A 24,890-nucleotide genomic window follows, 5' to 3' on the forward strand; every position below is an offset into this window, starting at 1 on the left:
CCTTCTGAGTGCCATGGCCCAACCGCCCGTCTTCCAATCCCGTGATGCCGCCGATCCCGCCTTCTGGGACGAGCGGTTCAGCCGCGAGCACACGCCCTGGGATGCCGCCGGTGTGCCCGCGGCGTTCCGGCAATTCTGTGAAGCGCAGCCTGCGCCGCTTTCCACGCTGATTCCCGGTTGCGGCAACGCCTATGAGGCCGGCTGGCTGGCGGACCGCGGTTGGCCGGTTACGGCCATCGACTTTGCGCCAAGTGCCGTGGCATCGGCCAAGACCCTGCTGGGCCCGCATGCCGGCGTGGTGGAGTTGGCGGATTTCTTCCGCTTTTCGCCGCCGCGTCCGGTGCAATGGATCTACGAACGCGCTTTCCTGTGCGCCATGCCGCGTCGTCTGTGGCCCGATTACGCTGCGCAGGTGGCAAAACTGCTGCCGCCAGGCGGCTTGCTGGCCGGCTTCTTTGCCGTGGTGGAAGGCCGGGAGGCAGCGCCCAAGGGGCCGCCGTTCGAGACCACGCAACCTGAGTTGGATGGGCTGCTATCGCCCGCGTTCGAGCGCATCAGCGATATGCCCATCGCCGAGGCCGATTCGATTCCGGTGTTCGCGGGTCGAGAGCGCTGGCAAGTCTGGCGCCGCCGCGCCGATTGATGCGTTTGCCCGGCCAGTGTTGGTGCGAAGCAACATGGGTCGTGGTCAACAAAAAGCCTGCCGGCGCCCGTTGCGGGCCGTCGCTCAAAATTCTGGCAAACGGGGCCGCCTTCGTGGTCGCACCGATGCCCCGGCGCGCGGTCCCATCGCTATAATCCGGCCACTTTGCCCGGCGCCCCTGGGCCCAAAACCGGGCTGCCATGGGGTTTTTCAGCTTCTTTCTGCGCTGCCATGCTGATCTGGTTTGTCATTGTTTACTGGGTGATTTCGGTCGGGATCGGCCTGTGGGCGGCACTGCGGGTGCGCAGTACCGCCGATTTCGCCGTGGCTGGCCGCAGCCTGCCGTTCTATGTCGTGACCGCCACGGTGTTCGCCACCTGGTTCGGCTCCGAGGCGGTGCTCGGGATTCCCGCAGAATTTCTCAAGGATGGCCTGCACGGTGTGGTGGCCGATCCGTTCGGTTCGTCGCTGTGCCTGATCTTGGTGGGTCTGTTCTTCGCCAAGCCGCTGTACAGGATGAACCTGCTCACCATTGGTGACTTCTATCGCAACCGCTTTGGCCGCACGGCCGAAACGCTGACCACCCTGTGCATCGTCGTGTCGTACCTGGGCTGGGTGGCGGCGCAAATCAAGGCACTGGGCCTGGTGTTCTATACCGTGTCTGACGGCGCTGTTTCGCAAGACCTCGGGATGATGATCGGTGCGGGCAGCGTGCTCGTCTACACGCTGTTCGGCGGCATGTGGTCGGTGGCGGTGACGGATTTCATCCAGATGATCATCATCGTGATCGGCATGCTGTACATCGGCTGGGAGGTGTCGGGCCAGGCCGGTGGCGTGGGGACGGTGGTGGCGCACGCGGCGGCTTCGGGCAAGTTCTCGTTCTGGCCGGCGTTCAACCCGATCGAGGTCGTCGGCTTTGTGACGGCGTGGATCACCATGATGCTCGGCTCGATCCCGCAACAGGACGTGTTCCAGCGGGTAACGTCATCGCGCACCGAGCGCATCGCCGGTACGGCCTCGGTGCTGGGCGGCGTGCTGTACTTCATGTTTGCGTTCGTGCCGATGTTCCTGGCGTATTCCGCCACGCTCATTGACCCGGAGATGGTCGCGAAGTACATCGATACCGATTCGCAGATGATTTTGCCGAACCTGGTGCTGCAGCATGCGCCGATCTTCGCTCAAGTGATGTTCTTCGGCGCGCTGCTGTCGGCCATCAAGAGCTGCGCGAGCGCGACGCTGCTGGCGCCGTCCGTGACGTTTGCCGAAAACGTGCTGCGCCCGCTGTTGCCGAATATGGACGACAAGCGCTTCCTGCGCGTGATGCAGGCAGTGGTGCTGACGTTCACGGTGCTGGTGACGCTGTTCGCGCTGAACTCGCACCTGTCGATCTTCCACATGGTCGAAAGTGCTTACAAGGTAACGCTGGTGGCCGCGTTCGTGCCGCTGGCCTTCGGCCTGTTCTGGAAGCGCGCGACGAAGCAGGGTGGTCTGCTGGCCATCATCCTGGGCCTCGCGGCATGGATCTGGTGCGAAGTGTTCCTGCCCGATGCGATGCTTCCGCCACAATTGGTTGGCCTCCTGGCCAGCTTCGGCGCGATGGTCTTGGGCTCGCTCGGGCCGCAGTGGATCGCAAACCGCGCGCCGACCACCAAGGCGGCCACGCAAGCCTGAGCGTCTCGCTGCAGGCGTGCGCGGCGTGCCACTTTGTCGCACATCGCCATCGCCCGTGCCGAATCTGCGGTCGGGAATTCCCCCAAAAGGGTTTATAATTCAAGGCTTTGCGCGCCAGCACTTGTATGGCGCGCAGCTGCCCCGATCTTGCGTGAGCCCGTGTGCATTATTTCCCGCACCGTGTTTGCGGGAAGCGCGGGCAATCCAATCGCTTTCTTGTCATTTGTTTGTTTCAGGGTGAGGACACCATGCCGATCTATGCTTATCGATGCGACGCCTGCGGCCACGCCAAAGATGTGCTGCAGAAGATGAGCGACGCTCCGCTGACGGATTGCCCCGCATGCGGCGCGCCGGCGTTCAAGAAGCAGCTAACCGCTGCCGGCTTCCAGCTCAAGGGTTCGGGCTGGTACGTGACGGACTTCCGCGGCGGTTCGGGCGGTGCCTCGGCTGCGGCACCTGCAGCCGGTCCGGCGGCCAAGACGGACGCTGCTGCGCCTGCGGCAGCTGCCGCCTCGTCGGACAGCGCGTCGTCCAGTGCCAGTACGCCGGCCGCGTCCGGTGGCTGTGGCACGTCGTGCGCTTGCCACTGATCGCATCGCTCACCTTTCGGTCCATCGCCCCATGAAACAGAAAACCAGCGCACTCAAGACATGGTTCCTGACCGGTCTTCTGGTGCTTGTCCCGCTTGCGATCACGCTGTGGGTGCTGTCGCTCATCATCGGCACGATGGACCAGAGCCTGGCGCTGCTGCCGTCGGCATGGCAGCCGGATCAGCTGTTTGGCCGGCGCATTCCCGGCGTGGGTGCGATTCTCACGCTGGCGTTCATCCTGATCGTGGGCGTGCTGGCGCACAACTTCATCGGCCAGAAGCTGGTGCTGTGGTGGGAGGCGCTCGTGGGCCGCATTCCTGTGGTCGGCCCGATCTATTCGAGCGTGAAGCAGGTGTCGGACACACTGCTGTCGTCCAACGGCAATGCGTTCCGCAAGGCGCTGCTGGTGCAATACCCGCGCGAAGGCTCGTGGACGATCGCCTTCCTGACCGGCCGCCCCGGCGGTGATGTCGAGAACCATCTGCAGGGCGAGTACGTCAGCGTGTACGTGCCGACCACGCCCAACCCGACGTCGGGCTTCTTCCTGATGATGCCCAAGGCCGACACCATCGAGCTGGACATGACGGTGGATGCGGCACTCAAGTACATCGTGTCGATGGGGGTGGTGGCGCCCGAAGCGCTGCCGCGCCGCATGGACCCGCCCGATGCCTCGCCACAGACGGAGGACCGGTCGCCGGCTCAAGGGCCGCGCGACCCTTCGAATCCGACCGCGCTGCCTGCAGAGGGCGGCGCCATCGCGGCACCCTGAGCCGACGATACGAACGAAGTCGAATCGACCCCGGCCCCCAATCAACTTTCATGCGCGACGTTTTCTTGGCGGCGCGCTTCGCGGAAAACCACAACATGCAAATGCGTACTCAATACTGCGGTCAGGTCACCGAACAACTGCTCGGCCAGAGCGTCACGCTGTCGGGCTGGGCCCATCGTCGTCGTGACCACGGTGGCGTGATCTTCATCGACCTGCGCGACCGTGAAGGCCTGGTGCAGGTCGTGTGCGACCCGGACCGCCCGGAGATGTTCAAGGTGGCCGAAGGTGTGCGTAACGAGTTCTGCCTGCAGGTGAAGGGCGTCGTGCGCGCCCGCCCGGAAGGCACCACCAACGCCAACCTGACCAGCGGCAAGGTCGAAGTGCTGTGCCACGAGCTGACGGTGCTCAACGCCTCCGTCACGCCGCCGTTCCAGCTGGACGACGACAACCTCTCGGAAACCACGCGCCTGACGCATCGCGTGCTGGACCTGCGCCGCCCGCAAATGCAGTACAACCTGCGTCTGCGCTACAAGGTCGCGATGGAAGTGCGTAAGTACCTGGACGACAAGGGCTTCATCGACATCGAAACGCCGATGCTGACCAAGAGCACGCCGGAAGGCGCGCGCGACTACCTGGTGCCGTCGCGCGTGAACGCCGGCCAGTTCTTCGCGCTGCCGCAATCGCCGCAGCTCTTCAAGCAGATGCTGATGGTGTCGGGCTTTGACCGCTACTACCAGATCACCAAGTGCTTCCGCGATGAAGACCTGCGTGCTGACCGCCAGCCCGAATTCACCCAGATCGACTGCGAAACGTCGTTCCTGAGCGAGCAGGAAATCCGCGACCTGTTTGAAGAGATGATCCGCACGGTGTTCAAGAACACCATGTCGGTTGAGCTGGATGCCAAGTTCCCGGTGATGGAATTCCGCGAGGCGATGGCCCGCTTCGGTTCCGACAAGCCGGACCTGCGCGTCAAGCTGGAATTTACCGAGCTGACCGACGCCATGAAGGACGTCGACTTCAAGGTGTTCTCGAGCCCGGCCAACGCAGAAGGCGGCCGCGTCGTAGCACTGCGCGTGCCGGGCGGTGCTTCCCTGTCGCGTGGCGATATCGACGCATACACCAAGTTCGTCGAAATCTACGGCGCCAAGGGCCTGGCCTGGATCAAGGTCAACGAAGTGGCCAAGGGCCGTGACGGCCTGCAATCGCCGATCGTGAAGAACCTGCACGACGCGGCCATCGCCGAGATCCTCAAGCGTAGCGGCGCACAAGATGGCGACATCCTGTTCTTCGGCGCTGACCGCGCGAAGGTCGTCAACGACGCGATGGGTGCGCTGCGCCTGAAGGTCGGTCATTCGGACTTCGCCAAGAGCAACGGACTGTTCGAAGATGCCTGGAAGCCGCTGTGGGTGATCGACTTCCCGATGTTCGAGTACGACGAGGAAGACGCGCGCTGGGTGGCCATGCACCACCCGTTCACGAGCCCGAAGGACGAACACCTGGAATACCTGGAAACTGATCCGGGCAAGTGCATCGCCAAGGCTTACGACATGGTGCTCAACGGCTGGGAAATCGGCGGCGGCTCGGTGCGGATCTACCGCGAAGAAGTGCAGAGCAAGGTGTTCCGCGCGCTGAAGATCAACGATGAGGAAGCGCGTGCCAAGTTCGGCTTCCTGCTCGACGCACTGCAGTACGGCGCGCCTCCGCACGGCGGCATCGCGTTCGGTCTGGACCGCGTCGTCACGATGATGGCCGGTGCGGATTCGATCCGCGACGTGATCGCCTTCCCGAAGACGCAGCGTGCGCAGGATCTGCTCACGCAGGCACCGAGCCCGGTTGACGAAAAGCAACTGCGCGAACTGCACATCCGCTTGCGTGCTGCCGAGGCCAAAGTGGCCGCGCCGACGGCTGCAACGACTGCCTAAGCGCCCGCGCTGACGCTTCACAAAGACCGCGCCGCCTGACAAGGGCGGCGCGGTTTGTTTTTGGGCGCCTGCCGGGCAACGCGCAGCAATCGGGAACATTGCGTGCTAAACCGAATCTTTCGTTTCTGTCACGTTGGGTGACGACGAAGGAGGAGTGTTTAGATGGACTACATCGACTTTGCGCGCACATGGATCGCCGCACATGCCGAGTTCTTGTTGACTTGGTTGATCGCCGCGCTGGTGGTGATGACGCTGGCGTGGATCGAAATTCGCCGTGCCACGCGGCGTGCCGCCATGGCCATGACCGAAGCAGTGGCCACCACGGTTGCGGCTTGCGTGCCCGAAATTGCGGCAGCGGCGCAGAGCGCACATCTGTCGGTACCCGCATCGGCGGCGTCTCCGGGTTTGGTCAAGGCGATGCGCGCGCTGGGTCACCTTGCGGCGGAGCGGATGCGTTGGCTGCACGCGGTCGCCAACCTGCGTTTGCCCGACACGGCGTTGCCGCCGGCCGCACCGGGCATGCCTGTGCATCCGCTCGTATATGACACACCGCGCCCGTTGGCCGAAGCGCATTTGGCGGCAGAACTTCGCTTTGCCGACCACGCACGTGTTTTGCAGGCCGAACGCCGCGCCCTGCAAGCGCTGGAGACCGCTGAGCGTGAGGGCACCAGCGAGCTGCATCGCATTGAGCGCGAGACCTCAGCCATTGTTGAACGCTTCGACCAGGCCAACGCGCAATCGGAGCAGACCGATGTACAGCGCTTCCTCATTCAGAAATTCAACACGCTGGGCAATCGCGAACGCGAATTGACCGCGCAGCTCGCTGCGCTGCGCCAACAAATCGGCGAGCGTACAGAAGCGTTGTGGGCGCAATCGCAGCGCGCTGCCGATGACTATGCAGCGATGCTCGATCCGCTGCTTGCTGTGGCTCGCCGCGAGCTTGGTCACGAAACGGCGACGGATGAGACAGCGCTGTGGCTCGCCCGCACACGCACCGGTCAAGGGCCGCTGCGCGCTGCCTGATTGTTGCCACGGCATGGCAGCACGCTGAGCGTCACGGTGGCACGCTTCTGGCTGCGGTAAGCTATTGCCTTGCAGCGCGATCGCGCCGCCCATCGAAGCACGCAGCAACCGCACCCATGTCGCACAAGATTCCCGTCTCCGTTCTCGTCGTCATTCACACGCCCGATTTGCATGTGTTGGTGATGGAGCGGGCAGATCATCCGGGCTTCTGGCAATCCGTGACCGGCAGTTGCGATACGCTCGACGAGCCCCTGGCCGACACGGCTCGCCGCGAAGCGCTCGAAGAAACCGGCATCGACGCGGCCCAGCATCATCTGATCGACTGGGGTCACCACATCGAATACGAGATCTACCCCCGCTGGCGGCACCGCTACGCGCCGGGCGTTACGCGCAACACCGAGCATTGGTTTGGCCTGCTGGTGAGCGGCAAGGTGTCGGTACGGATGTCACCGCGCGAGCATGTGCAGGCCGAATGGCTGCCCTACCAAGAGGCTGCCGAGCGGTGCTTCTCACGCAGCAACGCCGAGGCCATTTTGCAGTTGCCCGAACGCCTTGCTGCCTATCACGCGCGTCAGGCCGCGCTGACAAAGGACCGAGCCTGACATGCTGCGTTTGCGCGTCGCCACCTACAACATCCACAAGGGCGTGACGGGCATTGCGCGGCGCGTGCGCGTGCATGACGTGCGGCAGGGCCTGCATACCATGGACGCCGACATCGTCTTTCTGCAGGAAGTGCAGGACCGCAACGATCGCCTCGTCGCCGCCGAGTTGTTCGACCCGAACTACACGCAACTGCGCTACCTCGCGACCGACGTCTATCCGCACACGGTCTATGGCCGCAACGCCGTTTACGAGCACGGGCACCACGGCAACGCCATCCTGTCGCGGTATCCGATCCTGCTGTCGGAAAACCTCGATATCTCTGACCACCGCTTTGAGCAGCGCGGCCTGCTGCACGCCGTGACGGATCTTGGCTTTGGCGAAGTGCATCTGCTGTGCGCGCACTTCGGCCTGTTTGCACGCAGCCGGCAGCGGCAGGCTGAAGCGCTCGTTGATCGCGTGCGTTCGGTCGTGCCGCCAGATGCGCCGCTCGTGGTGGCGGGCGATTTCAACGATTGGAACAACCGGCTCGATCGCATGATCTGCCAGGCGCTGGGTGCGACCGAAGTGGCCGACAAGGCCGCCGATACGCGCCCGGTGCGCACTTTCCCGAGCCACATGCCCTGGCTGCGGCTGGACCGCATTTACGTGCGCGGGTTCGAGATCGAACGGGCGCATGCGCTGACCGGCCGCGAATGGGCGCAGCGCTCCGATCACGTGCCCCTGCTGGCGGAACTGGCGCATCCATGAGGGTCGTGCGCGATGCGGGTCCGCTGCGCTCGGAGTGGCGGCGGGGTAAGCCCCTGCCGGGGAACGACGTCGACCTGCTGTGCGGCGGTGCCGAGTTCTTCCCGGCCTTGATCGAGGCCATCGATGCCGCGCAACGCCGTGTCGCGCTTGAAACCTACATCTACACCGACGACGCCGCCGCCCACCGTGTGACCGAAGCGCTCGCCCGCGCGGCACGCCGTGGCGTGGATGTCCACCTGACCATCGACGGCTTCGGCACCAGCCCGCTGCCCCCCAGCATCGCCGCGATGCTCGAAGGGGCGGGCGTGATCTTGCGCATCTATCGTCCGGTGCGCGGTTTCCGCCTGCAACGCCGCTACTTGCGCCGGCTGCATCGGAAGATCGCAGTCATCGATGACCACGTGGCGTTCGTGGGCGGCATCAATATCATCGACGACCTGAATCACGCGCCATTTCACGACGCTGCGCTGGGACCGCGTTACGACTTTGCCGTGCGGGTGCGCGGGCCACTGGTCGCGCAGATTGCGCTGACCGTCGATCGGCTCTGGTGGCAGATGGGCGTGCGCGCAGGCATGCGGGAGGTAGGCGTCACGGGTGTCGCCGCCGACTTTCCGGTGATGACCGATACGCTGCGACCACGGCATCGCGGCGCGTCCGGGCGAGAAAGTGCGCGCGCACCGGGCACCGTGTTGGCTTCGCTGGTGCTGCGTGACAACGTCCGCAACCGGCGCGCGATCGAACGCGAATATCTGCGCGCGCTGGGTGTGGCGCGGCACGAGGTGATCATCGCCAACGCGTACTTCTTGCCGGGCGTGCGTTTCATGCGTGCGCTGGCGGCATGCCGCCAGCGCGGTGTGCGCGTTCGCCTGTTGCTGCAAGGACAGGTCGAATACCGGTTGCAGCACTACGCGACGCGTTCGCTGTATCACATGCTGCTGCGGGACAACGTCGAGATCCACGAATACACGGCCAGCTTCCTGCACGCCAAGGTGGCCGTGGTGGACGACCGCTGGGCCACCGTCGGCTCCAGCAACATCGACCCGTTCAGCCTGTTGCTGGCACGCGAAGCCAACGTCGTCGCGTGGGATGCAACCGTGGCCAACGAATTGCGCGGCGCGCTTGAAGACGCGATCACTCATCACGCACGCCGCGTACTGGCTGATGAGCACGCCGCGCGCCGCTGGTGGTGGCGCCTGGCAGACTGGTGCGCCTACCGGCTCGTGCGCCTTGGCGTCGTCATCAGCGGGCGCGCAGCGCAGTATTAGCGGTGCAGACATCTGAAAAAAACATAACAAGACGGAGGAGACATGCAAGTCATCACAGCCGATGAGGCGGCGCGGTTGGTACAGCCGGAGTGGACGGTTGCGTGCGCAGGGTTTGTCGGCGCGGGCCATGCAGAGGCCGTCACGCATGCGCTCGAACGCCGCTTTCTGGCCACCGGCGAGCCGCGCGATCTCACGCTGGTCTACTCCGCCGGGCAGGGCGATCGCGCCACGCGCGGCGTCAACCACTTCGGCAATCCCGGGATGACGCGCTGTGTGGTCGGCGGGCATTGGCGCTCCGCCACGCGACTGGCGGACCTAGCGCTTGCCGAGCAATGTGATGCATTCAACCTGCCCCAGGGCGTGCTCACGCATCTGTACCGAGCCATCGCGGGTGGCAAGCCCGGCGTGCTGACCAAGATGGGTCTGCACACCTTCGTCGACCCACGCACGGAGCTTGACGCCCGTTACCACGGCGGCGCCATCAATGCCCGCGCCAAGGCGGCGCGCGCAGCAGGCACGGCCTCGTGGGTCGAGTACGAACGCTTTCGCGGCGAAGACTATCTCTTCTACCCCAGCTTTCCGCTGCACTGCGTCTTCTTGCGCGGCACGGCCGCCGACCCCCGCGGCAATATCAGCACGCACGAAGAAGCCTTTCATCACGAACTGCTGGCCATGGCGCAAGCCGCGCGCAACTCGGGCGGCATCGTCATCGCGCAGGTGCGTCGGCTCGTCGATCGGCACGACAACCTGCAGGCGATCCACGTGCCGGGCATCCTCGTCGATTACGTGGTCGTTGCTGACGATGAAACCGAGCACCAGATGACCTTCGGTGAGGCGTTCAACCCGACCTATATCCGGCCCTGGCAAGGCGAGGCGATCCAGCTCAAGGAAGACGCCATCGAAGCGAGCGAGGCGCTGGAGACCAGCCAGCACGGCGCGCTTGATGCCCGTACGCTGGTGCAACGCCGCGCCGTGCTGGAACTGATGGCGCAGCAACCGCGCGTCGTGAATCTGGGCGTGGGCATGCCTGCAGCGGTCGGAGCCCTGGCAGAACAGGAAGGCGCGCGTGGCTTTACGCTCACCGTGGAGGCTGGCCCAATCGGTGGCACGCCGGCAGATGGCCTCAGCTTCGGCGCCTCGGCCTATCCTGAAGCCGTGGTGGATCAGCCAGCGCAGTTCGACTTCTACGAAGGTGGCGGCATCGATCTCGCCATCCTCGGCCTGGCAGAACTGGACGGCGCCGGCAACGTCAACGTCAGCCTGTTTGGCGAGGGCGGCGACACCGTCGTCGCGGGCGTCGGCGGTTTCATCAACATCACGCAGAGCGCACGCTCGGTCGTGTTCATGGGCACGCTCACCGCTGGCGGCCTGCAGGTCGAAGCCGAGGACGGCAAGCTGCGCATCGTGCGGGAAGGACGGCTCAAGAAGATCGTGCCGGCCGTGTCGCACCTGACCTTCAACGGTGAATACGCCGCGCGGTCGGGCATTCCCGTGCGCTACGTGACCGAGCGCGCTGTCTTCGAAATGCGTGACGATGGCCGCGGCAGCCGGCGCCTCACGCTGACCGAAATCGCTCCCGGCATCGACCTGCAGCGCGACGTGTTAGATCAGTGCGCTGCGGAGGTTGCCGTGGCAGCTGATCTGCGCCAAATGGACGCCCGCATCTTCCGCCGTGGTGCCATGTCCGCAGGCATCGCGCCGGTCTGAATTTACGCCGGTTTATTTACTGATGGGTAGCACTAGAAAATCCGTCAGATATGCTGCGCCGCACGCGTTTTATGGGTGCGGCGCACACCCTGCGAAGCCTTTCATCTAAAGGGTTTACGGGATTTGCGCTGCACCGCGGAAGGTGGCGATTCAGAGTCGCCATTTAGATGCCGCTTTCTAATAAAACACTTGCCGCTCCAAGAGCCCCTGTAAATAATTGAACGACCGTTCGATTTTGGGCTAGAGTGTTCGCGCAGGCTGGTTTACAGTCCTGCCCGGCACGCGAAAGGCGCCCTGCAAGAAGCCAATTTTCTCGCGTGTCACGCCCCAGAAAAGAACGGAGAGAAATCATCATGCGTCACCCGACCGCTCGTCTCGAATCAAATCACGCAGCAGCCACCCCGATGCGCAAGGGCGAACTGACGCGTGCGGCGATTCTCGATGCCGCGCTGGAATTGGCTTCGCGCGACGGACTGGAAGGATTGACGATCGGTGTGCTCGCGGAGCGCATGCAGATGAGCAAGAGCGGGGTGTTCGCGCACTTCGGCTCGCGTGAGGATCTGCAGGTGGAAGTGGTTCGCGAGTATCACAAACGGTTCGAGCAGGAAGTCTTCTACCCGAGCTTGACGGAACCGCGCGGTCTGCCGCGCCTGTGGAGCATGGTGCGACGCTGGATGGAGCGTCGCATTCAGGAAGTGACCACGGGCTGCATCTACATCAGCGGCGCGGTGGAGTACGACGATCGTGCCGAAAGCCCGGTGCGCGACGAACTCGTCAAGAGCGTGACGATCTGGCGTGCAGCATTGGCTCGCGCGATCGCACAGGCAAAGGAAGAAGGCCACCTGCGTGCAGAAGCGGACCCGCAATTGATGCTCTTCGAGATGTACAGCCTGGAGCTGGGTCTGCATCACGATGCGCGTTTCCTGCGGTTGCCGAACAGCGCCGAGCTGGCCATGGTGGCGCTTAACAAACTCATTCAGTCTTACCGAACCTGACGCGGCATCGCACACCTAGCGGTCGCGCAGTACACACCAAGGAGTTGCAAGATGGGTCAATACACCGCACCGCTGCGTGACATGCAGTTTGTTCTCCACGAACTTCTCGGCGTGGAGGACCACCTGAAGCAAATGCCGCAGCACGCGGAGATCGATGCAGACACCATCAATCAGGTGATCGAGGAAGCGGGCAAGTTCTGCTCTGAAGTCATCTTCCCGCTCAACCAGTCCGGCGATCGGGAGGGCTGCACCTACCACGGCGACGGCGTGGTGACGGCACCCAAGGGTTTCAAGGAAGCGTATCAGCAGTACGTTGAGGCTGGCTGGCCCTCGCTGGGCTGCGATCCCGAGTACGGCGGCCAGGGTCTGCCCATCCTGATCAACAATGCGCTGTACGAGATGCTGAACTCGGCCAACCAGGCCTGGACGATGTATCCCGGCCTCTCGCATGGCGCGTACGAAGCCCTGCACGCGCACGGCACCGACGAGCTCAAGCAGCGCTACCTGCCGAAGCTGGTGTCGGGCGTGTGGACCGGCACGATGTGTCTGACCGAGCCGCATTGCGGCACCGACCTCGGCATCCTGCGTACCAAGGCTGAGCCGCTGGCCGATGGCTCGTACGCCATCACCGGCACGAAGATTTTCATCTCGGCGGGCGAGCACGACCTGGCCGAAAACATCATCCACCTGGTGCTGGCACGCCTGCCGGACGCGCCGGGCGGCACGAAGGGCATCTCGCTGTTCGTGGTGCCGAAGTTCATCCCCGATGCCAACGGCAACCCCGGCGAGCGCAACACTGTGAAGTGCGGCTCCATCGAACACAAGATGGGCATCCACGGCAACGCCACCTGTGTGATCAATCTGGACGGCGCACGCGGTTGGATGGTCGGCGAGCCGAACAAGGGCTTGAACGCCATGTTCGTGATGATGAACGCCGCCCGTCTGGGCGTCGGCATGCAGAGCCTGGGTCTGACCGAAGTTGCGTATCAAAACTCGGCCGCTTACGCCAAGGAACGCCTGCAAATGCGCAGCCTGTCGGGCCCGAAGGCACCGGACAAGCCGGCTGACCCGATCATCGTGCACCCGGATGTGCGCCGCATGTTGCTGACGCAGCGCGCCTTTGCAGAAGGCGGCCGCGCATTCAGCTACTGGATCGCACTGCAGATTGACCGCGAGCTGTCGCACGAAGATGAATCCGCGCGCAAGGACGCGGCTGATCTGGTCGCGCTGCTGACGCCGATCGCCAAGGCCTTTCTGAGCGACAACGCATTCATCTCCACCAACGAAGGCATGCAGGTGTTCGGTGGCCATGGCTACATCGCCGAGTGGGGCATGGAGCAATACGTGCGTGATGCCCGCATCAACATGATCTACGAAGGCACGAACACCGTGCAGTCGCTGGACCTGCTGGGCCGCAAGATCCTCGGCGACATGGGCGCCAAGATGAAGAAGTTCGGCAAGCTGGTCCAGGACTTTGTGGAAGCCGAAGGCACCAACGAAGCCATGCAGGAGTTCATCAATCCGCTGGCCGACATTGGTGACAAGGTCCAGAAGCTGACCATGGAAATCGGCATGAAGGCCATGGCCAACCCGGACGAAGTGGGCGCGGCGGCGGTGCCGTACCTGCGTGTGGTCGGCCACTTGGTGTTCTCGTACTTCTGGGCCCGCATGGCCAAGATCGCTCTGGAAAAGCAAAACAGCGGCGACACCTTCTACAAGGTCAAGCTGGCAACGGCGCGCTTCTACTTCGCCAAGCTGCTGCCCGAAACGGCTTCGCAGATCCGCATGGCACGTGCCGGCGGCGCGACGCTGATGGCGCTCGAAGCGGATCTGTTCTAAACAGCCGCATTCTCTTGGGGCGACGTATGCAAACGTCGCCCCCTCGTCTCTTCCTCTCTCCCCGCGAGGACACCATGACCCGCACTGAACTCTCCACCAGCGCGCAGCCGCAGGCCGGCCAGCGCTCCAACTTCCTCGTCCGGCGTGTTGCTGTGCTGGGCGCCGGCGTGATGGGCGCGCAGATTGCCGCGCACCTGGTCAACGCCAAGGTTCCCGTCACGCTGTTCGATCTTCCGGCCAAGGAAGGCCCGAAGAACGGCATCGTGCTCAAAGCCATTGAAAACCTGAAGAAGCTGTCGCCGGCGCCGCTTGGCATCAAGGACGACGCCAACCTGATTCAGGCTGCCAACTACGAAGACGACATCGAAAAGCTGCGCGACTGCGACCTCGTCATTGAGGCCATTGCCGAGCGCATGGACTGGAAGCACGATCTGTACAAGAAGGTCGCGCCGCACATTGCTCCGCATGCGATCTTTGCGTCGAACACCTCGGGCCTGTCGATTACCGAACTGTCGGACGGCTTTGATGCCGAGCTGAAGTCGCGCTTCTGCGGCGTGCACTTCTTCAACCCGCCGCGCTACATGCATCTGGTCGAGTTGATCCCGACCGCACATACGCGCGGCGACATCCTCGACAAGCTGGAAACGTTCCTGACCTCCGCGCTCGGCAAGGGCGTGGTGCGCGCGAAGGACACGCCCAACTTCATCGCCAACCGCGTCGGCATCTTCTCGATCCTGGCGGTGTTTGCAGAATCGGCCAAGTACGGCATTCCGTTCGACGTGGTGGATGACCTGACGGGCTCGAAGCTGGGCCGCGCCAAGTCGGCGACGTTCCGCACGGCCGACGTGGTGGGTCTGGACACCATGGCGCACGTCATCAAGACGATGCAGGACAACCTGAAGGACGATCCGTTCGCCCCGGTCTACGCCACGCCGCCGGTGCTGGCCAAGCTGGTGGAAGCGGGTGCCCTGGGCCAGAAGGCAGGCGCCGGTTTCTACAAGAAGGAAGGCAAGGAAATCAAGGTGCTGGACCCGCAAAGCGGCCAGTACGGCCCGAGCGGCAAGAAGGCGGACGACATCGTCGTGCGCATCCTGAAGAAGGAGCCTGCCGAACGTTTGAAGCTGCTGCGCGAATCGACCAACCCGCAGGCGCAGTTCCTGTGGGCGGTATTCCGCGACGTGTTCCATTACATCGCTGTGTATCTGGAGCAGATTGCGGATTCCGCTGCAGAAGTCGATCTGGCAATTCGCTGGGGCTTCGGTTGGAACAGCGGCCCGTTTGAAGACTGGCAAGAGGCCGGCTGGAAGCAAGTGGCCGAGTGGGTGAAGGAAGACATCGAAGCTGGCAAGGCGCTGTCGAACGCGGCGCTGCCACAGTGGGTGTTCTCCGGCCCGGTGGCGGACAACGGCGGTGTGCATTCGGCAGAGGGTTCGTGGTCGGCCAACCAAGGCACGTTCCTGTCGCGCAGCACGCTGCCGGTGTACGGCCGTCAGGTGTTCCGTGCGCCGATCAAGGGTGCGACGACGGTCAACCCGCTCACGTATGGCAAGACCATTGAAGAGACCGACGCCGTGCGCATCTGGGTGGACGACGCGGCAGGGCAGGACGACGTGCTGATCGTTTCGTTCAAGAGCAAGATGAACACGATCGGGCCGAGCGTCATCGACGGTCTGACGCGCGCAGTTGATCTGGCCGAAGCTGGCTACAAGGGCTTGGTGGTGTGGCAGCCGACGTCGCTCAAGCTGGGTGCGCCGGGCGGTCCGTTCTCGGCCGGCGCCAACCTGGAAGAAGCCATGCCGGCCTTCATGATGGGCGGCGCCAAGGGCATCGAGCCGTTCGTCAAGAAATTCCAGGACGGCATGATGCGCGTGAAGTACGCCGGCGTGCCGGTTGTGTCGGCCGCATCGGGCATCGCACTGGGCGGCGGCTGCGAGCTGCTGCTGCACTCGGCCAAGCGTGTGGCTGCGCTCGAAACGTATATCGGTCTGGTGGAAGTGGGCGTGGGCCTGGTTCCGGCGGGCGGTGGCCTGAAGGAAGCGGCGCTGGCCGCTGCAAAGGCTGCACAGGCGGCAGGCAGCACGAACATCCTGCAGTTCCTGACCAACCGCTTCCAGGCGGCGGCCATGGCCAAGGTGTCGAGCTCGGCGCTGGACGCGCAGAAGATCGGCTACCTGCAGCCGACCGACACCATCGTGTTCAACGTGCACGAATTGCTGCACGTTGCGCGCAACGAAGTCCGTGCGCTGTCCGATTCGGGCTACCGCGCGCCGCTGCGTCCGGTGGGCATTCCGGTGGCGGGCCGTTCGGGTATCGCCACGATCAAGGCTTCACTGGTGAACATGCGTGATGGCGGCTTCATCTCGCAGCACGACTTCACGATCGCCTCGCGCATCGCTGAAGCCGTGTGCGGCGGTGACGTCGAAGCCGGCGCGCTGGTGGACGAAGAATGGCTGCTGGCGCTGGAGCGCAAGGCCTTCGTGGATCTGCTCGGCAGCTCCAAGACCCAGGAACGCATCATGGGCATGCTGCAGACCGGCAAGCCCGTTCGTAACTGACCCGCGCGACCTGTAGACGAAAACGAGAACAGGAATTTCATCATGACCAAGCAACTGCAAGACGCCTACATCGTCGCCGCGACGCGTTCCCCGATCGGCAAGGCACCCAAGGGCACGCTCAAGAATCTGCGCCCCGACGATCTGCTGGCGACCATCCTCAAGAGCGCCGTTGCCCAGGTGCCGAACCTGGACCCGGCGCTGATCGAAGACGCCATCGTTGGCTGCGCGATTCCCGAAGCGCAGCAGGGCCTGAATGTGGCGCGTATCGGCGCGCTGCTGGCCGGCCTGCCTAACACCGTGGGCGGCGTGACCGTCAACCGTTTCTGCGCCTCGGGCCTGACCGCCGTGGCGATGGCTGCCGACCGCATCCGCGTGGGTGAATCCGACGTGATGATCGCCGCCGGTGTGGAATCGATGAGCATGGTGCCGATGATGGGCAACTCGCCGTCGATGTCGCCCGAAATTTTCACGCGTGACGAGAACGTCGGCATCGCCTACGGGATGGGCCTGACGGCCGAGAAGGTCGCCCAGCAGTGGAAGATTTCGCGCGAGGCGCAGGATGCCTTCTCGCTCGCTTCGCACCAGAAGGCACTGGCCGCGCAGCAAGCCGGCGAGTTCAAGGACGAGATCACCCCGATCGAAATCATCGAGAAGTTCCCGAACCTGGGCACGGGTGCGATCGACATCAAGACGCGCACGATGTCGCTGGATGAAGGCCCGCGTGCCGATACGTCGGTCGAAGGCCTGGGTAAGCTGCGCGCCGTGTTCGCCAACAAGGGCAGCGTGACCGCCGGCAACAGTTCGCAAACGTCGGACGGCTCGGGTGCGCTGATCCTGGTGTCGGAAAAGATCCTGAAGCAATTCAACCTGGTGCCGCTGGCGCGCTTCGTATCGTTTGCGGTGCGCGGCGTCCCGCCGGAAATCATGGGTATCGGCCCGAAGGAAGCGATTCCTGCCGCGCTGAAGGCTGGCGGCCTGACGCAGGATCAGATTGACTGGATCGAGCTGAACGAAGCGTTTGCCGCGCAATCGCTGGCCGTGATCCAGGACCTGGGCCTGGACACCAGCAAGATCAACCCGCTGGGCGGCGCGATTGCGCTGGGCCATCCGCTGGGCGCGACCGGTGCCATCCGTGCAGCCACGGTTGTGCACGGCCTGCGCCGTCGCAACCAGAAGTACGGCATGGTGACGATGTGCGTCGGCACCGGCATGGGTGCCGCGGGCATTTTCGAACGCATGTGACCCCACGCAAGGGGGAAGGCTCAGGTAGCTTTTTAGGGCCTTCCCCTGCTTGCTAATCGCCCGTCTCACCACGCATAGTTGCGCAGGCGCGCAGTCGTCCAGAACAAGCGCGCCGAAGAATGCGGCCGGCACCAAGCCGGTATCGCAATAGAAGCGGAGCCACGACTCCGCAACAGAGGAGACACACCACCGGGTCACCGGCGGTGCACCAAGAGGAGGGCGCGCGATGGGCAACACTGTCGGCGACACAATCGTATTGACCGATGCGGCATGCGATATGCCGCGCTCGATGATCGATCAACTGGGTTTGGGCGTGGTGCCGTTCCGCATTCGTGCCGGCGAATTGTTCGTAGAAGACCGTCGCGACGAGGCGGCGCTGCCGCAGCTTTATCGCAAGTACCTCGTCGACAAACAGGATCACTATGCCGAATCAATTCCGCTGCTTGAGCGCGAGATCGAAGACTACCTGCTCAAGCACGTGGTCACGCAGTACGACCGTGCCTTGCTGCTGACGATTGCCAGCTCGCGTAGCCATTTCTACAGCCATGCAACTGGCGCGGTGGTGGGCACCACCGCCAAGAGCTTCAAGCCACGCAAGGATGCCGGTCGCTCGGGGCTGTTCGAGTTGACGGTGGTGGATACCGGTGCCATTGGCCCCGGCCAGGCGCTGATGGTGCACGAAGCCGCGCGCATGCTGCGTGAGGGCGCGGAGGTGCGTGACGTCGTGCACGTGGTCGAGAACCGCCTGCGCGATGCCTCGCACGTCTATCTCGTGCCCGATGAGCTGCTGTACATGTACACGCGCGCCAAGCAGAAGGGCGAGAAGAGCATCACCTGGAGCCGCTACATGATGGGCACGGCGTTCAACGTGCGCCCGCTCATCCATATGCACCGGGGCGAGACGGAAGCCATCGCCAAGGTGCGCGGTTCCGATGAAGGCATCCGCCGTCTGATGGCGCATACCGAAACCATGATCGCCGAGGAGCGTCTGGCCACGCCCGTGGTGGCGATCACGTATTCCGGTTCGCTCGACACCGTGCGCCGCATGGAGCCGGTGCAAGCGTTGATGCGAACCGCACAGGATCACGGCGTGGAAGTGCTGCTCGCGCCGATGAGCCTGACCGTGGCGTTGAACGTGGGGGCCAACGCGTTCTCCGTCGGTTATCTATCTGACTCTCCTGTGCCGATCTAGCCGCGCAGGTTTCACCTGGAGTTTTCATGTCGATTCGTACCGAGACCGCAGACGGCGTCCTGACGCTCACTTTTGACCGCCTGGATCGCAAGAACGCCATCACGGCCGCGATGTATCAAACGCTGGCCGATGCACTGGTGGCCGCCGAGACCGATCCTGCCATCCGCGTGATCGTGCTGGCCGGCCACGAGAGCGTGTTCACGGCGGGCAACGATCTCGAAGACTTCATGAAGAACCCGCCCAAGGACGAGAGCGCCCCCGTGCACCAGTTCCTGAAGGCGATCAGCAGGGCGACCAAGCCGCTGATTGCCTCTGTGAGCGGCGCGGCTGTCGGCGTGGGCACGACGATGCTGCTGCATTGCGACCTCGTCTACGCATCCGAGACAGCCAAGTTGTCGATGCCGTTCGCGCAGTTGGGCCTTTGCCCGGAAGCCGCATCAAGCTTGCTGCTGCCGCAACTTGCCGGTTATCACCGCGCGGCGGACAAGCTGCTCTTCGGCGAGCCTTTTGACGCGAACGAAGCGCGCGAACTCGGCCTGGTCAACCGCGTGCTGCCGGCCGGCGAGCTGGATGCCTTCGTGCATACGCAGGCGCGTAAGCTGACGCTGCTGCCGCCCGCATCGCTGCGCGCCACCAAGCGTTTGATGAAGGAAGGCGCCACGCCGCAGATTGCGGAGCGCATGTCGGTGGAGGGCAAGCAGTTTGGCGAGATGCTGCGCGCGCCGGAAGCGCGCGAGGCGTTCACGGCGTTCTTCGAAAAGCGCCGCCCGGATTTCTCCAAGTTCAACTGAGCGAAGCGTTCATACGCAAAAGAAAACCCGGCGCGAGGCCGGGTTTTTTGTTGAGCGCTGCCGGTTCAGAGCGGCGGTAGCACGCGCGGCTTGCGTGTCTCGTCGGTGGCCACGTAGGTAAGAGTGGCTTCCGTGACCTTGACGGTGGCGTGGCGGCCGCTGGCGTGCATGCGCTGCGCATAGACCTCCACGTCCACAGTAATCGACGTGCGCCCTGTCTTGACCACGTTGGCGTAGAAGCTCACAAGATCGCCCACGTACACGGGCTGCTTGAAGACGAAGGAGTTGACCGCGATCGTGGCGACACGGCCGTTGGCGCGCACCACGGCAGGGATCGACCCGGCGATGTCCACCTGCGACATGATCCAGCCCCCAAAAACATCGCCGTGGACGTTGGCGTCGGAGGGCATGGGCATCACGCGCACGGCGGGCTGCTTGTCGGCGGGCAGCGTGACGGTTTCAGTGGTGGCTTGGGTATCGGACATGATGATGCAGGGCAGCATTGAAGCGGAGGGAGGGCCCACCAGCGGGCCCAGGGCGCGCGCGCAGGTGATCGGTGGGAGAATACACAATCCGCCATTTTATTGCACCGCACATGCGCCGCTTTCCCGCCTCTTCCGAACCACCTCCGCCGGGGGCTGCCCGCGGCGACTGGCGCACCATCAAGAGCCTCCTGCCATATCTGCTGGCCTACAAATGGCGCGTGGCGCTGGCGCTGTCGTTCTTGATCGCGGCCAAGGTGGCAAACCTTGGTGTACCGGTGGTCATGAAGCGGCTGATCGATTCGATGAACGTGTCGCCGTCCGACCCCCGCGCGCTGCTGGTTGTGCCGGTGGGCGTCATCATTGGCTACGGGCTGCTGCGGTTGTCGACGTCGCTGTTCTCGGAGCTGCGCGAAATCTTGTTCGCGAAGGTGACGGAGAGTTCGGTGCGCACGCTCGCGCTGCAGGTGTTCCGGCATCTGCATGCGCTGTCACTGCGCTTTCACCTTGAGCGCCAGACGGGCGGTATGAGCCGCGATATCGAGCGCGGCACGCGTGGCATCCAGTCGCTCATTTCGTATTCGCTGTACAGCATCCTGCCGACGCTGGTGGAAGTCGGCCTCGTCATCACGTATTTCTTCGTGAAATACGACGTGTGGTTCGCGCTCATCACGTTCTGCGCGCTCGTGAGCTACATCGTCTTTACGGTGACGGTGACGAATTGGCGCACGCACTTTCGCCGCAAGATGAACGAGCTGGATTCGCGCGCCAACCAGAAGGCGATCGATTCGCTGCTCAACTTCGAGACGGTCAAATACTTCGGCAACGAAGATTACGAAGCACGTCGCTACGACGAGAACCTGAAGCACTACCGCGCGGCTGCGATCCGCTCACAGAACTCGTTGTCGGTGCTGAACTTCGGTCAGCAGGTCATCGTGGCCACCGCGCTCATCCTGATTCTGTATCGCGCCACTCAAGGGGTAGCGGCGGGGCACATGACGCTGGGCGACTTGGTGCTCGTCAACACGTTGATGCTGCAGATCTACATTCCGCTCAACTTCCTGGGCGTGATCTATCGAGAGCTGAAGCAGGCTGTGACCGACATGGACCGCATGTTCCACCTGCTGCAGACCAATCGCGAAGTGGCTGATAAGCCCGATGCCAAACCGCTGGCGGTGCACGCGGGCGAAGTCCGCTTCGCGCATGTCGACTTCAGCTACGAAGCCAAGCGCCAGATCCTGTTCGATGTGGACTTCACCATTCCTGCCGGCACGACCACGGCGGTCGTGGGGCAAAGCGGCTCGGGCAAATCGACGCTGGCACGCTTGCTGTTCCGCTTCTATGACGTGAAGTCCGGCGCTATCCAGATCGACGGCCAGGACCTGCGTGACGTCACGCAATCCAGCGTGCGTGCGGCCATCGGCATCGTTCCGCAAGACACGGTGCTCTTCAACGACAGCATCTACTACAACATCGCCTACGGCCGCCCCGAAGCCACGCGCGACGAGGTGATCGAAGCCGCCCGCGCGGCGCAGATCCACCACTTTGTCGAATCGCTGCCTGATGGCTACGAGACGCAAGTCGGCGAGCGCGGTCTGAAGCTCTCCGGCGGCGAGAAGCAGCGTGTGGCGATTGCACGTACCTTGCTCAAGCGCCCGCCGATTCTCGTGTTTGATGAAGCAACGTCCGCACTCGACTCGCGTACCGAGCACGCCATTCAAGAAGAGCTGATGCGGCTGGCGCAGAACCACACCACGCTGGTCGTTGCGCACCGGTTGTCGACCATCGTGCGTGCGCACCAGATTCTGGTGATGGAACACGGCCGCATCATCGAGCGCGGAACGCATGAATCGTTGTTGCGTGCGGAAGGCCGTTACGCGCAGATGTGGCGCATGCAGGCACGCGAGCCCGAACGCGTGGCCGAAGAAACAGAAGACACCCGAGCAGGTTGAGGGAGAGACAACGCGATGGAACTCAAATGGCTGGAAGACTTCATCAGCCTGGCGGAGACGCGCAGCTTTTCGCGCTCGGCCGAATTGCGGCACGTGACACAGCCGGCGTTTTCGCGGCGCATTCAATCCCTCGAGGCGTGGCTCGGCAATGAGCTGATCGACCGATCAAGCTACCCAACCCGCCTGACTCCCGCCGGAGAGGTCTTCTACGAACAGGCGTTGGCGATGCTCGCCCAGGTGAGTGAGACGCGCGCCCTGATGCGCGGCCAGCGTCCGGCCAGTGCGTCGACGATCGACTTTGCCGTGCCGCATACGCTATCGCTGACGTTCTTCCCCGGCTGGCTCGCGCAGGTGGAAGAGAAGATCGGCAAGCTGCAATGCAGGCTGCGCGCGCTCAATGTGCACGATGCGGTGATGACGCTGGTGGAGGGCGGTTGCGATCTCGTGATGGTCTATCACCACGCACGGCAGATGATCCAGCTCGACCCTACGCGTTACGACATGCTGGTGCTTGGCACCGAGCGGCTTTCGCCGTTTTCCAAGCCCGATGCAAGCGGGCGGCCGATTTATCGGCTTGTTCCCACCGCACGCAAGCCGATCGCCTACCTCAGCTACACGCCCAATGCCTTTCTGGGCCGCATGGTGGATGTGCTGCTGGAAAACTCGCCCGTGGCACCGCTGCTCGACAAGTGCTACGAAACCGACATGGCCGAAGCGCTCAAGGTGATGGCGCTGGCTGGCCATGGCGTGGCGTTTCTGCCCGAGAGTGCGGTGCGGGAGGATGTGGCAGCGGGACGCCTGGTGCGTGCGGAAGGCAAAGGCGGCGGTACGTTGTCGATCGAGATGGAAATCCGGCTCTATCGCGAGCACCCGCAAAGCGGCGCCCACGACCGTCGGCACCCCCAGTCCAAGCGCAAGCGCGAACTGATCGACACGCTATGGAGCGCGCTGGCGGGCTGAGCGGGCTATCGGATTCGACCACGGGGTTATGCGTTCAATGCATAACCCAATGTAAAAACGGCATTGGATTTCGTTCTGGGCGGTCCCTAAGCTGGCGGGCATTTTGTGGGACTTGAAGGGCCTTACCAAGGTCCAAAAAAGGAAGACAGCCATGTCCAATGTCGCATCTCCGTCGACACTCCAGCACTCCATCCCGTCCTATCTGCCGGCCGACAATCTTGGCCCATGGGGCATCTATCTGCAGCAGGTCGATCGGGTCACCCCCTATCTCGGCTCGCTCGCACGTTGGGTTGAAACGCTCAAGCGCCCCAAGCGCGCGCTGATCGTCGACGTGCCGATCCAGATGGACGATGGCCGAATCGCCCACTTCGAAGGCTACCGCGTGCAACACAACACGTCGCGCGGCCCGGGCAAGGGCGGCGTGCGTTTCCACCAGGACGTGACGCTGTCGGAAGTGATGGCGCTGTCTGCGTGGATGTCGGTGAAGAACGCGGCTGTGAACGTGCCGTACGGTGGTGCCAAGGGCGGTATCCGCGTCGACCCGCGCAAGCTGTCTTCCGGTGAGCTCGAACGCCTGACCCGCCGCTATACCAGCGAGATCGGCATCATCATCGGCCCGAACAAGGACATTCCGGCTCCGGACGTGAACACCAACGCCCAGATCATGGCGTGGATGATGGACACGTACTCCATGAACGAAGGCTCCACCGCCACCGGCGTGGTGACCGGCAAGCCGATCGCGCTGGGCGGCAGCCTGGGCCGTCGTGAAGCTACTGGCCGTGGCGTGTTCGTGGTCGGCAGCGAAGCCGCACGCAACCTCGGCATCGACGTCAAGGGCGCGCGTGTGGTGGTGCAGGGCTTCGGCAATGTGGGCAGCGTGGCCGCCAAGCTGTTCCACGACGCTGGTGCCAAGGTCATTGCCGTGCAAGACCACAAGGGCATCGTGTTCAATGGCAACGGCCTGGATGTCGACGCGCTCATCAAGCACGTTGACCACAATGGCAGCGTGGCCGGCTTTGTTGCAGAGACCGTCTCGCAAGACGACTTCTGGGCGCTGGACTGCGAATTCCTGATTCCGGCCGCGCTGGAAGGCCAGATCACTGCGAAGAACGCGCCCCATATCAAGGCAAAGATTGTCGTGGAAGGTGCAAACGGCCCCACAACGCCCGAGGCGGACGACATCCTGCGCGATCGCGGCATCCTGGTCTGCCCGGACGTGATTGCCAACGCCGGCGGCGTGACGGTCAGCTATTTCGAGTGGGTGCAGGATTTCTCGAGCTTCTTCTGGACCGAAGACGAGATCAACCAGCGCCTGGTACGGATCATGCAAGACGCCTTCCGTGGCGTCTGGCAAGTGGCGCAGGACAACAAGGTTACTCTGCGTACGGCGGCGTTCATCATCGCCTGTACGCGGATTCTGCAGGCCCGCCAAGAGCGCGGTCTGTACCCCTGATCGGCAACGCGCTGATCAATACCGGCGCGGTGCCCCAACAGGGCGCTGCACTGGTCTATCGCGTTGCTGCCGATCAGGCGGCCATGCGCGACGGTTGAAGAAAGCCGGTGCTCATGGGACGAACCATAACGTTCCGGAGTACCGCACCATGAGAAGGGCGATGGCATCATCGTCGTCCTTCCCATCCTCAAGTCGGGTTCGTTAAGCGACAGAGAGCGCACATCGGGCGGGCTTTATTTCCCCTTGTTTTCCTTAGCAATTGGCGGTGATCCGCTCAAGCAATCTGGCATGCGTGCCGATGTTGCAGAGCGTTGCCATGTCTGGCGCTGCACGTCTTTTCCAGATTTTCGGAAAAGCACAGCGTAAGGTATCCGGTTGCCTGGAAAGCGCGGTTGCGGCAAGGTCCGCGCCAGAGGAAAAACTCCGTTGGATTCAACGATTTAGTGGCAACACCAATACTGTCGCCAAACGTTTTTTGGTACAGTCCCG

The 24,890-nt window shown here is 63.5% G+C and carries 20 protein-coding genes; 19 read left to right on the plus strand and 1 reads right to left on the minus strand.

The window, feature by feature from the left end; all coding sequences use genetic code 11:
* Positions 1-13 precede the first annotated feature (13 nt).
* The 16 genes from NKG59_RS08085 to NKG59_RS08160 all read left to right on the plus strand — a co-directional run bounded on the left by NKG59_RS08085 (position 14) and on the right by NKG59_RS08160 (position 19,554).
* A complete protein-coding gene (locus NKG59_RS08085) occupies positions 14-643 on the plus strand; it encodes a class I SAM-dependent methyltransferase (RefSeq protein ID WP_045203780.1) in 630 nt (209 codons plus the stop codon).
* Between the two features lie 231 nt (positions 644-874).
* A complete protein-coding gene (locus NKG59_RS08090) occupies positions 875-2,314 on the plus strand; it encodes a high affinity choline transporter 1 (RefSeq protein WP_253536285.1) in 1,440 nt (479 codons plus the stop codon).
* Positions 2,315-2,562: 248 nt separating this feature from the next.
* The gene (locus NKG59_RS08095; protein WP_045203778.1) at positions 2,563-2,904 is read left to right on the plus strand and encodes an FmdB family zinc ribbon protein; all 342 of its coding nucleotides are present in this window, start codon (positions 2,563-2,565) and stop codon (positions 2,902-2,904) included.
* 31 nt (positions 2,905-2,935) lie between these two features.
* Positions 2,936-3,673 (plus strand): DUF502 domain-containing protein, encoded by a 738-nt coding sequence (locus NKG59_RS08100; RefSeq protein WP_037027596.1) that lies wholly within the window; start codon positions 2,936-2,938, stop codon positions 3,671-3,673.
* A gap of 50 nt (positions 3,674-3,723) precedes the next feature.
* A complete protein-coding gene (aspS, locus tag NKG59_RS08105) occupies positions 3,724-5,595 on the plus strand; it encodes an aspartate--tRNA ligase (protein ID WP_092973306.1) in 1,872 nt (623 codons plus the stop codon).
* A gap of 162 nt (positions 5,596-5,757) precedes the next feature.
* Positions 5,758-6,618 (plus strand): hypothetical protein, encoded by an 861-nt coding sequence (locus tag NKG59_RS08110; RefSeq protein ID WP_253536287.1) that lies wholly within the window; start codon positions 5,758-5,760, stop codon positions 6,616-6,618.
* A 116-nt stretch (positions 6,619-6,734) separates the two neighbouring features.
* Positions 6,735-7,220, plus strand: a complete 486-nt coding sequence (nudB, locus tag NKG59_RS08115; protein WP_253536288.1) for a dihydroneopterin triphosphate diphosphatase — start codon at positions 6,735-6,737, stop codon at positions 7,218-7,220.
* A 1-nt stretch (position 7,221) separates the two neighbouring features.
* A complete protein-coding gene (locus NKG59_RS08120; RefSeq protein ID WP_045203774.1) occupies positions 7,222-7,968 on the plus strand; it encodes an endonuclease/exonuclease/phosphatase family protein in 747 nt (248 codons plus the stop codon).
* A complete protein-coding gene (gene clsB, locus NKG59_RS08125) occupies positions 7,965-9,233 on the plus strand; it encodes a cardiolipin synthase ClsB (protein WP_253536290.1) in 1,269 nt (422 codons plus the stop codon). Before NKG59_RS08120 ends, clsB begins: the two co-directional genes overlap by 4 nt.
* 42 nt (positions 9,234-9,275) lie before the next feature.
* Positions 9,276-10,940, plus strand: a complete 1,665-nt coding sequence (locus NKG59_RS08130) for an acyl CoA:acetate/3-ketoacid CoA transferase (RefSeq protein WP_253536291.1) — start codon at positions 9,276-9,278, stop codon at positions 10,938-10,940.
* A 404-nt stretch (positions 10,941-11,344) separates the two neighbouring features.
* The gene (locus NKG59_RS08135) at positions 11,345-11,935 is read left to right on the plus strand and encodes a TetR/AcrR family transcriptional regulator (protein ID WP_021196492.1); all 591 of its coding nucleotides are present in this window, start codon (positions 11,345-11,347) and stop codon (positions 11,933-11,935) included.
* A gap of 51 nt (positions 11,936-11,986) precedes the next feature.
* On the plus strand, positions 11,987-13,774 hold the full coding sequence (locus NKG59_RS08140) for an acyl-CoA dehydrogenase C-terminal domain-containing protein (protein ID WP_045203771.1): 1,788 nt from the start codon (positions 11,987-11,989) through the stop codon (positions 13,772-13,774).
* Between the two features lie 74 nt (positions 13,775-13,848).
* The gene (locus tag NKG59_RS08145) at positions 13,849-16,329 is read left to right on the plus strand and encodes a 3-hydroxyacyl-CoA dehydrogenase/enoyl-CoA hydratase family protein (protein ID WP_253536292.1); all 2,481 of its coding nucleotides are present in this window, start codon (positions 13,849-13,851) and stop codon (positions 16,327-16,329) included.
* 42 nt (positions 16,330-16,371) lie between these two features.
* The gene (locus NKG59_RS08150; protein WP_092973292.1) at positions 16,372-17,571 is read left to right on the plus strand and encodes an acetyl-CoA C-acyltransferase; all 1,200 of its coding nucleotides are present in this window, start codon (positions 16,372-16,374) and stop codon (positions 17,569-17,571) included.
* A 226-nt stretch (positions 17,572-17,797) separates the two neighbouring features.
* Complete coding sequence (locus NKG59_RS08155) at positions 17,798-18,763, plus strand: DegV family protein (protein ID WP_253536294.1); 966 nt, start codon at positions 17,798-17,800, stop codon at positions 18,761-18,763.
* Positions 18,764-18,789: 26 nt separating this feature from the next.
* Complete coding sequence (locus NKG59_RS08160; RefSeq protein WP_253536296.1) at positions 18,790-19,554, plus strand: enoyl-CoA hydratase; 765 nt, start codon at positions 18,790-18,792, stop codon at positions 19,552-19,554.
* Between the two features lie 65 nt (positions 19,555-19,619).
* Here the strand turns inward: NKG59_RS08160 and NKG59_RS08165 are convergent, their stop codons facing one another.
* Positions 19,620-20,057, minus strand: coding sequence for an acyl-CoA thioesterase (locus tag NKG59_RS08165; RefSeq protein WP_024976649.1), 438 nt, complete (start codon positions 20,055-20,057; stop codon positions 19,620-19,622).
* Positions 20,058-20,149: 92 nt separating this feature from the next.
* On the opposite strand from NKG59_RS08165, the gene NKG59_RS08170 reads away from it, so the two are divergent.
* From NKG59_RS08170 to NKG59_RS08180, 3 genes are all read left to right on the plus strand, one after another.
* Entirely contained in the window at positions 20,150-21,988 is a 1,839-nt protein-coding gene (locus NKG59_RS08170; protein ID WP_253536298.1) for an ABCB family ABC transporter ATP-binding protein/permease, read from the plus strand.
* A gap of 15 nt (positions 21,989-22,003) precedes the next feature.
* Entirely contained in the window at positions 22,004-22,948 is a 945-nt protein-coding gene (locus tag NKG59_RS08175; protein ID WP_004633215.1) for a LysR substrate-binding domain-containing protein, read from the plus strand.
* Between the two features lie 151 nt (positions 22,949-23,099).
* A complete protein-coding gene (locus NKG59_RS08180) occupies positions 23,100-24,401 on the plus strand; it encodes a Glu/Leu/Phe/Val family dehydrogenase (RefSeq protein ID WP_253536300.1) in 1,302 nt (433 codons plus the stop codon).
* Positions 24,402-24,890: the final 489 nt, after the last annotated feature.

The organism is Ralstonia chuxiongensis, from assembly GCF_024158925.1.
Classification (GTDB): domain Bacteria; phylum Pseudomonadota; class Gammaproteobacteria; order Burkholderiales; family Burkholderiaceae; genus Ralstonia; species Ralstonia chuxiongensis.

Excerpts from the sequence above, each read along its gene's own strand:
- NKG59_RS08085 (WP_045203780.1), top strand. The coding sequence starts at position 14 with ATGGCCCAACCGCCCGTCTTCCAATCCCGTGATGCCGCCGATCCCGCC.
- NKG59_RS08090 (WP_253536285.1), top strand. The coding sequence starts at position 875 with ATGCTGATCTGGTTTGTCATTGTTTACTGGGTGATTTCGGTCGGGATC.
- NKG59_RS08095 (WP_045203778.1), top strand. The coding sequence starts at position 2,563 with ATGCCGATCTATGCTTATCGATGCGACGCCTGCGGCCACGCCAAAGAT.
- NKG59_RS08100 (WP_037027596.1), top strand. The coding sequence starts at position 2,936 with ATGAAACAGAAAACCAGCGCACTCAAGACATGGTTCCTGACCGGTCTT.
- aspS (WP_092973306.1), top strand. The coding sequence starts at position 3,724 with ATGCGCGACGTTTTCTTGGCGGCGCGCTTCGCGGAAAACCACAACATG.
- NKG59_RS08110 (WP_253536287.1), top strand. The coding sequence starts at position 5,758 with ATGGACTACATCGACTTTGCGCGCACATGGATCGCCGCACATGCCGAG.
- nudB (WP_253536288.1), top strand. The coding sequence starts at position 6,735 with ATGTCGCACAAGATTCCCGTCTCCGTTCTCGTCGTCATTCACACGCCC.
- NKG59_RS08120 (WP_045203774.1), top strand. The coding sequence starts at position 7,222 with ATGCTGCGTTTGCGCGTCGCCACCTACAACATCCACAAGGGCGTGACG.
- clsB (WP_253536290.1), top strand. The coding sequence starts at position 7,965 with ATGAGGGTCGTGCGCGATGCGGGTCCGCTGCGCTCGGAGTGGCGGCGG.
- NKG59_RS08130 (WP_253536291.1), top strand. The coding sequence starts at position 9,276 with ATGCAAGTCATCACAGCCGATGAGGCGGCGCGGTTGGTACAGCCGGAG.
- NKG59_RS08135 (WP_021196492.1), top strand. The coding sequence starts at position 11,345 with ATGCGCAAGGGCGAACTGACGCGTGCGGCGATTCTCGATGCCGCGCTG.
- NKG59_RS08140 (WP_045203771.1), top strand. The coding sequence starts at position 11,987 with ATGGGTCAATACACCGCACCGCTGCGTGACATGCAGTTTGTTCTCCAC.
- NKG59_RS08145 (WP_253536292.1), top strand. The coding sequence starts at position 13,849 with ATGACCCGCACTGAACTCTCCACCAGCGCGCAGCCGCAGGCCGGCCAG.
- NKG59_RS08150 (WP_092973292.1), top strand. The coding sequence starts at position 16,372 with ATGACCAAGCAACTGCAAGACGCCTACATCGTCGCCGCGACGCGTTCC.
- NKG59_RS08155 (WP_253536294.1), top strand. The coding sequence starts at position 17,798 with ATGGGCAACACTGTCGGCGACACAATCGTATTGACCGATGCGGCATGC.
- NKG59_RS08160 (WP_253536296.1), top strand. The coding sequence starts at position 18,790 with ATGTCGATTCGTACCGAGACCGCAGACGGCGTCCTGACGCTCACTTTT.
- NKG59_RS08165 (WP_024976649.1), bottom strand. The coding sequence starts at position 20,057 with ATGCTGCCCTGCATCATCATGTCCGATACCCAAGCCACCACTGAAACC.
- NKG59_RS08170 (WP_253536298.1), top strand. The coding sequence starts at position 20,150 with ATGCGCCGCTTTCCCGCCTCTTCCGAACCACCTCCGCCGGGGGCTGCC.
- NKG59_RS08175 (WP_004633215.1), top strand. The coding sequence starts at position 22,004 with ATGGAACTCAAATGGCTGGAAGACTTCATCAGCCTGGCGGAGACGCGC.
- NKG59_RS08180 (WP_253536300.1), top strand. The coding sequence starts at position 23,100 with ATGTCCAATGTCGCATCTCCGTCGACACTCCAGCACTCCATCCCGTCC.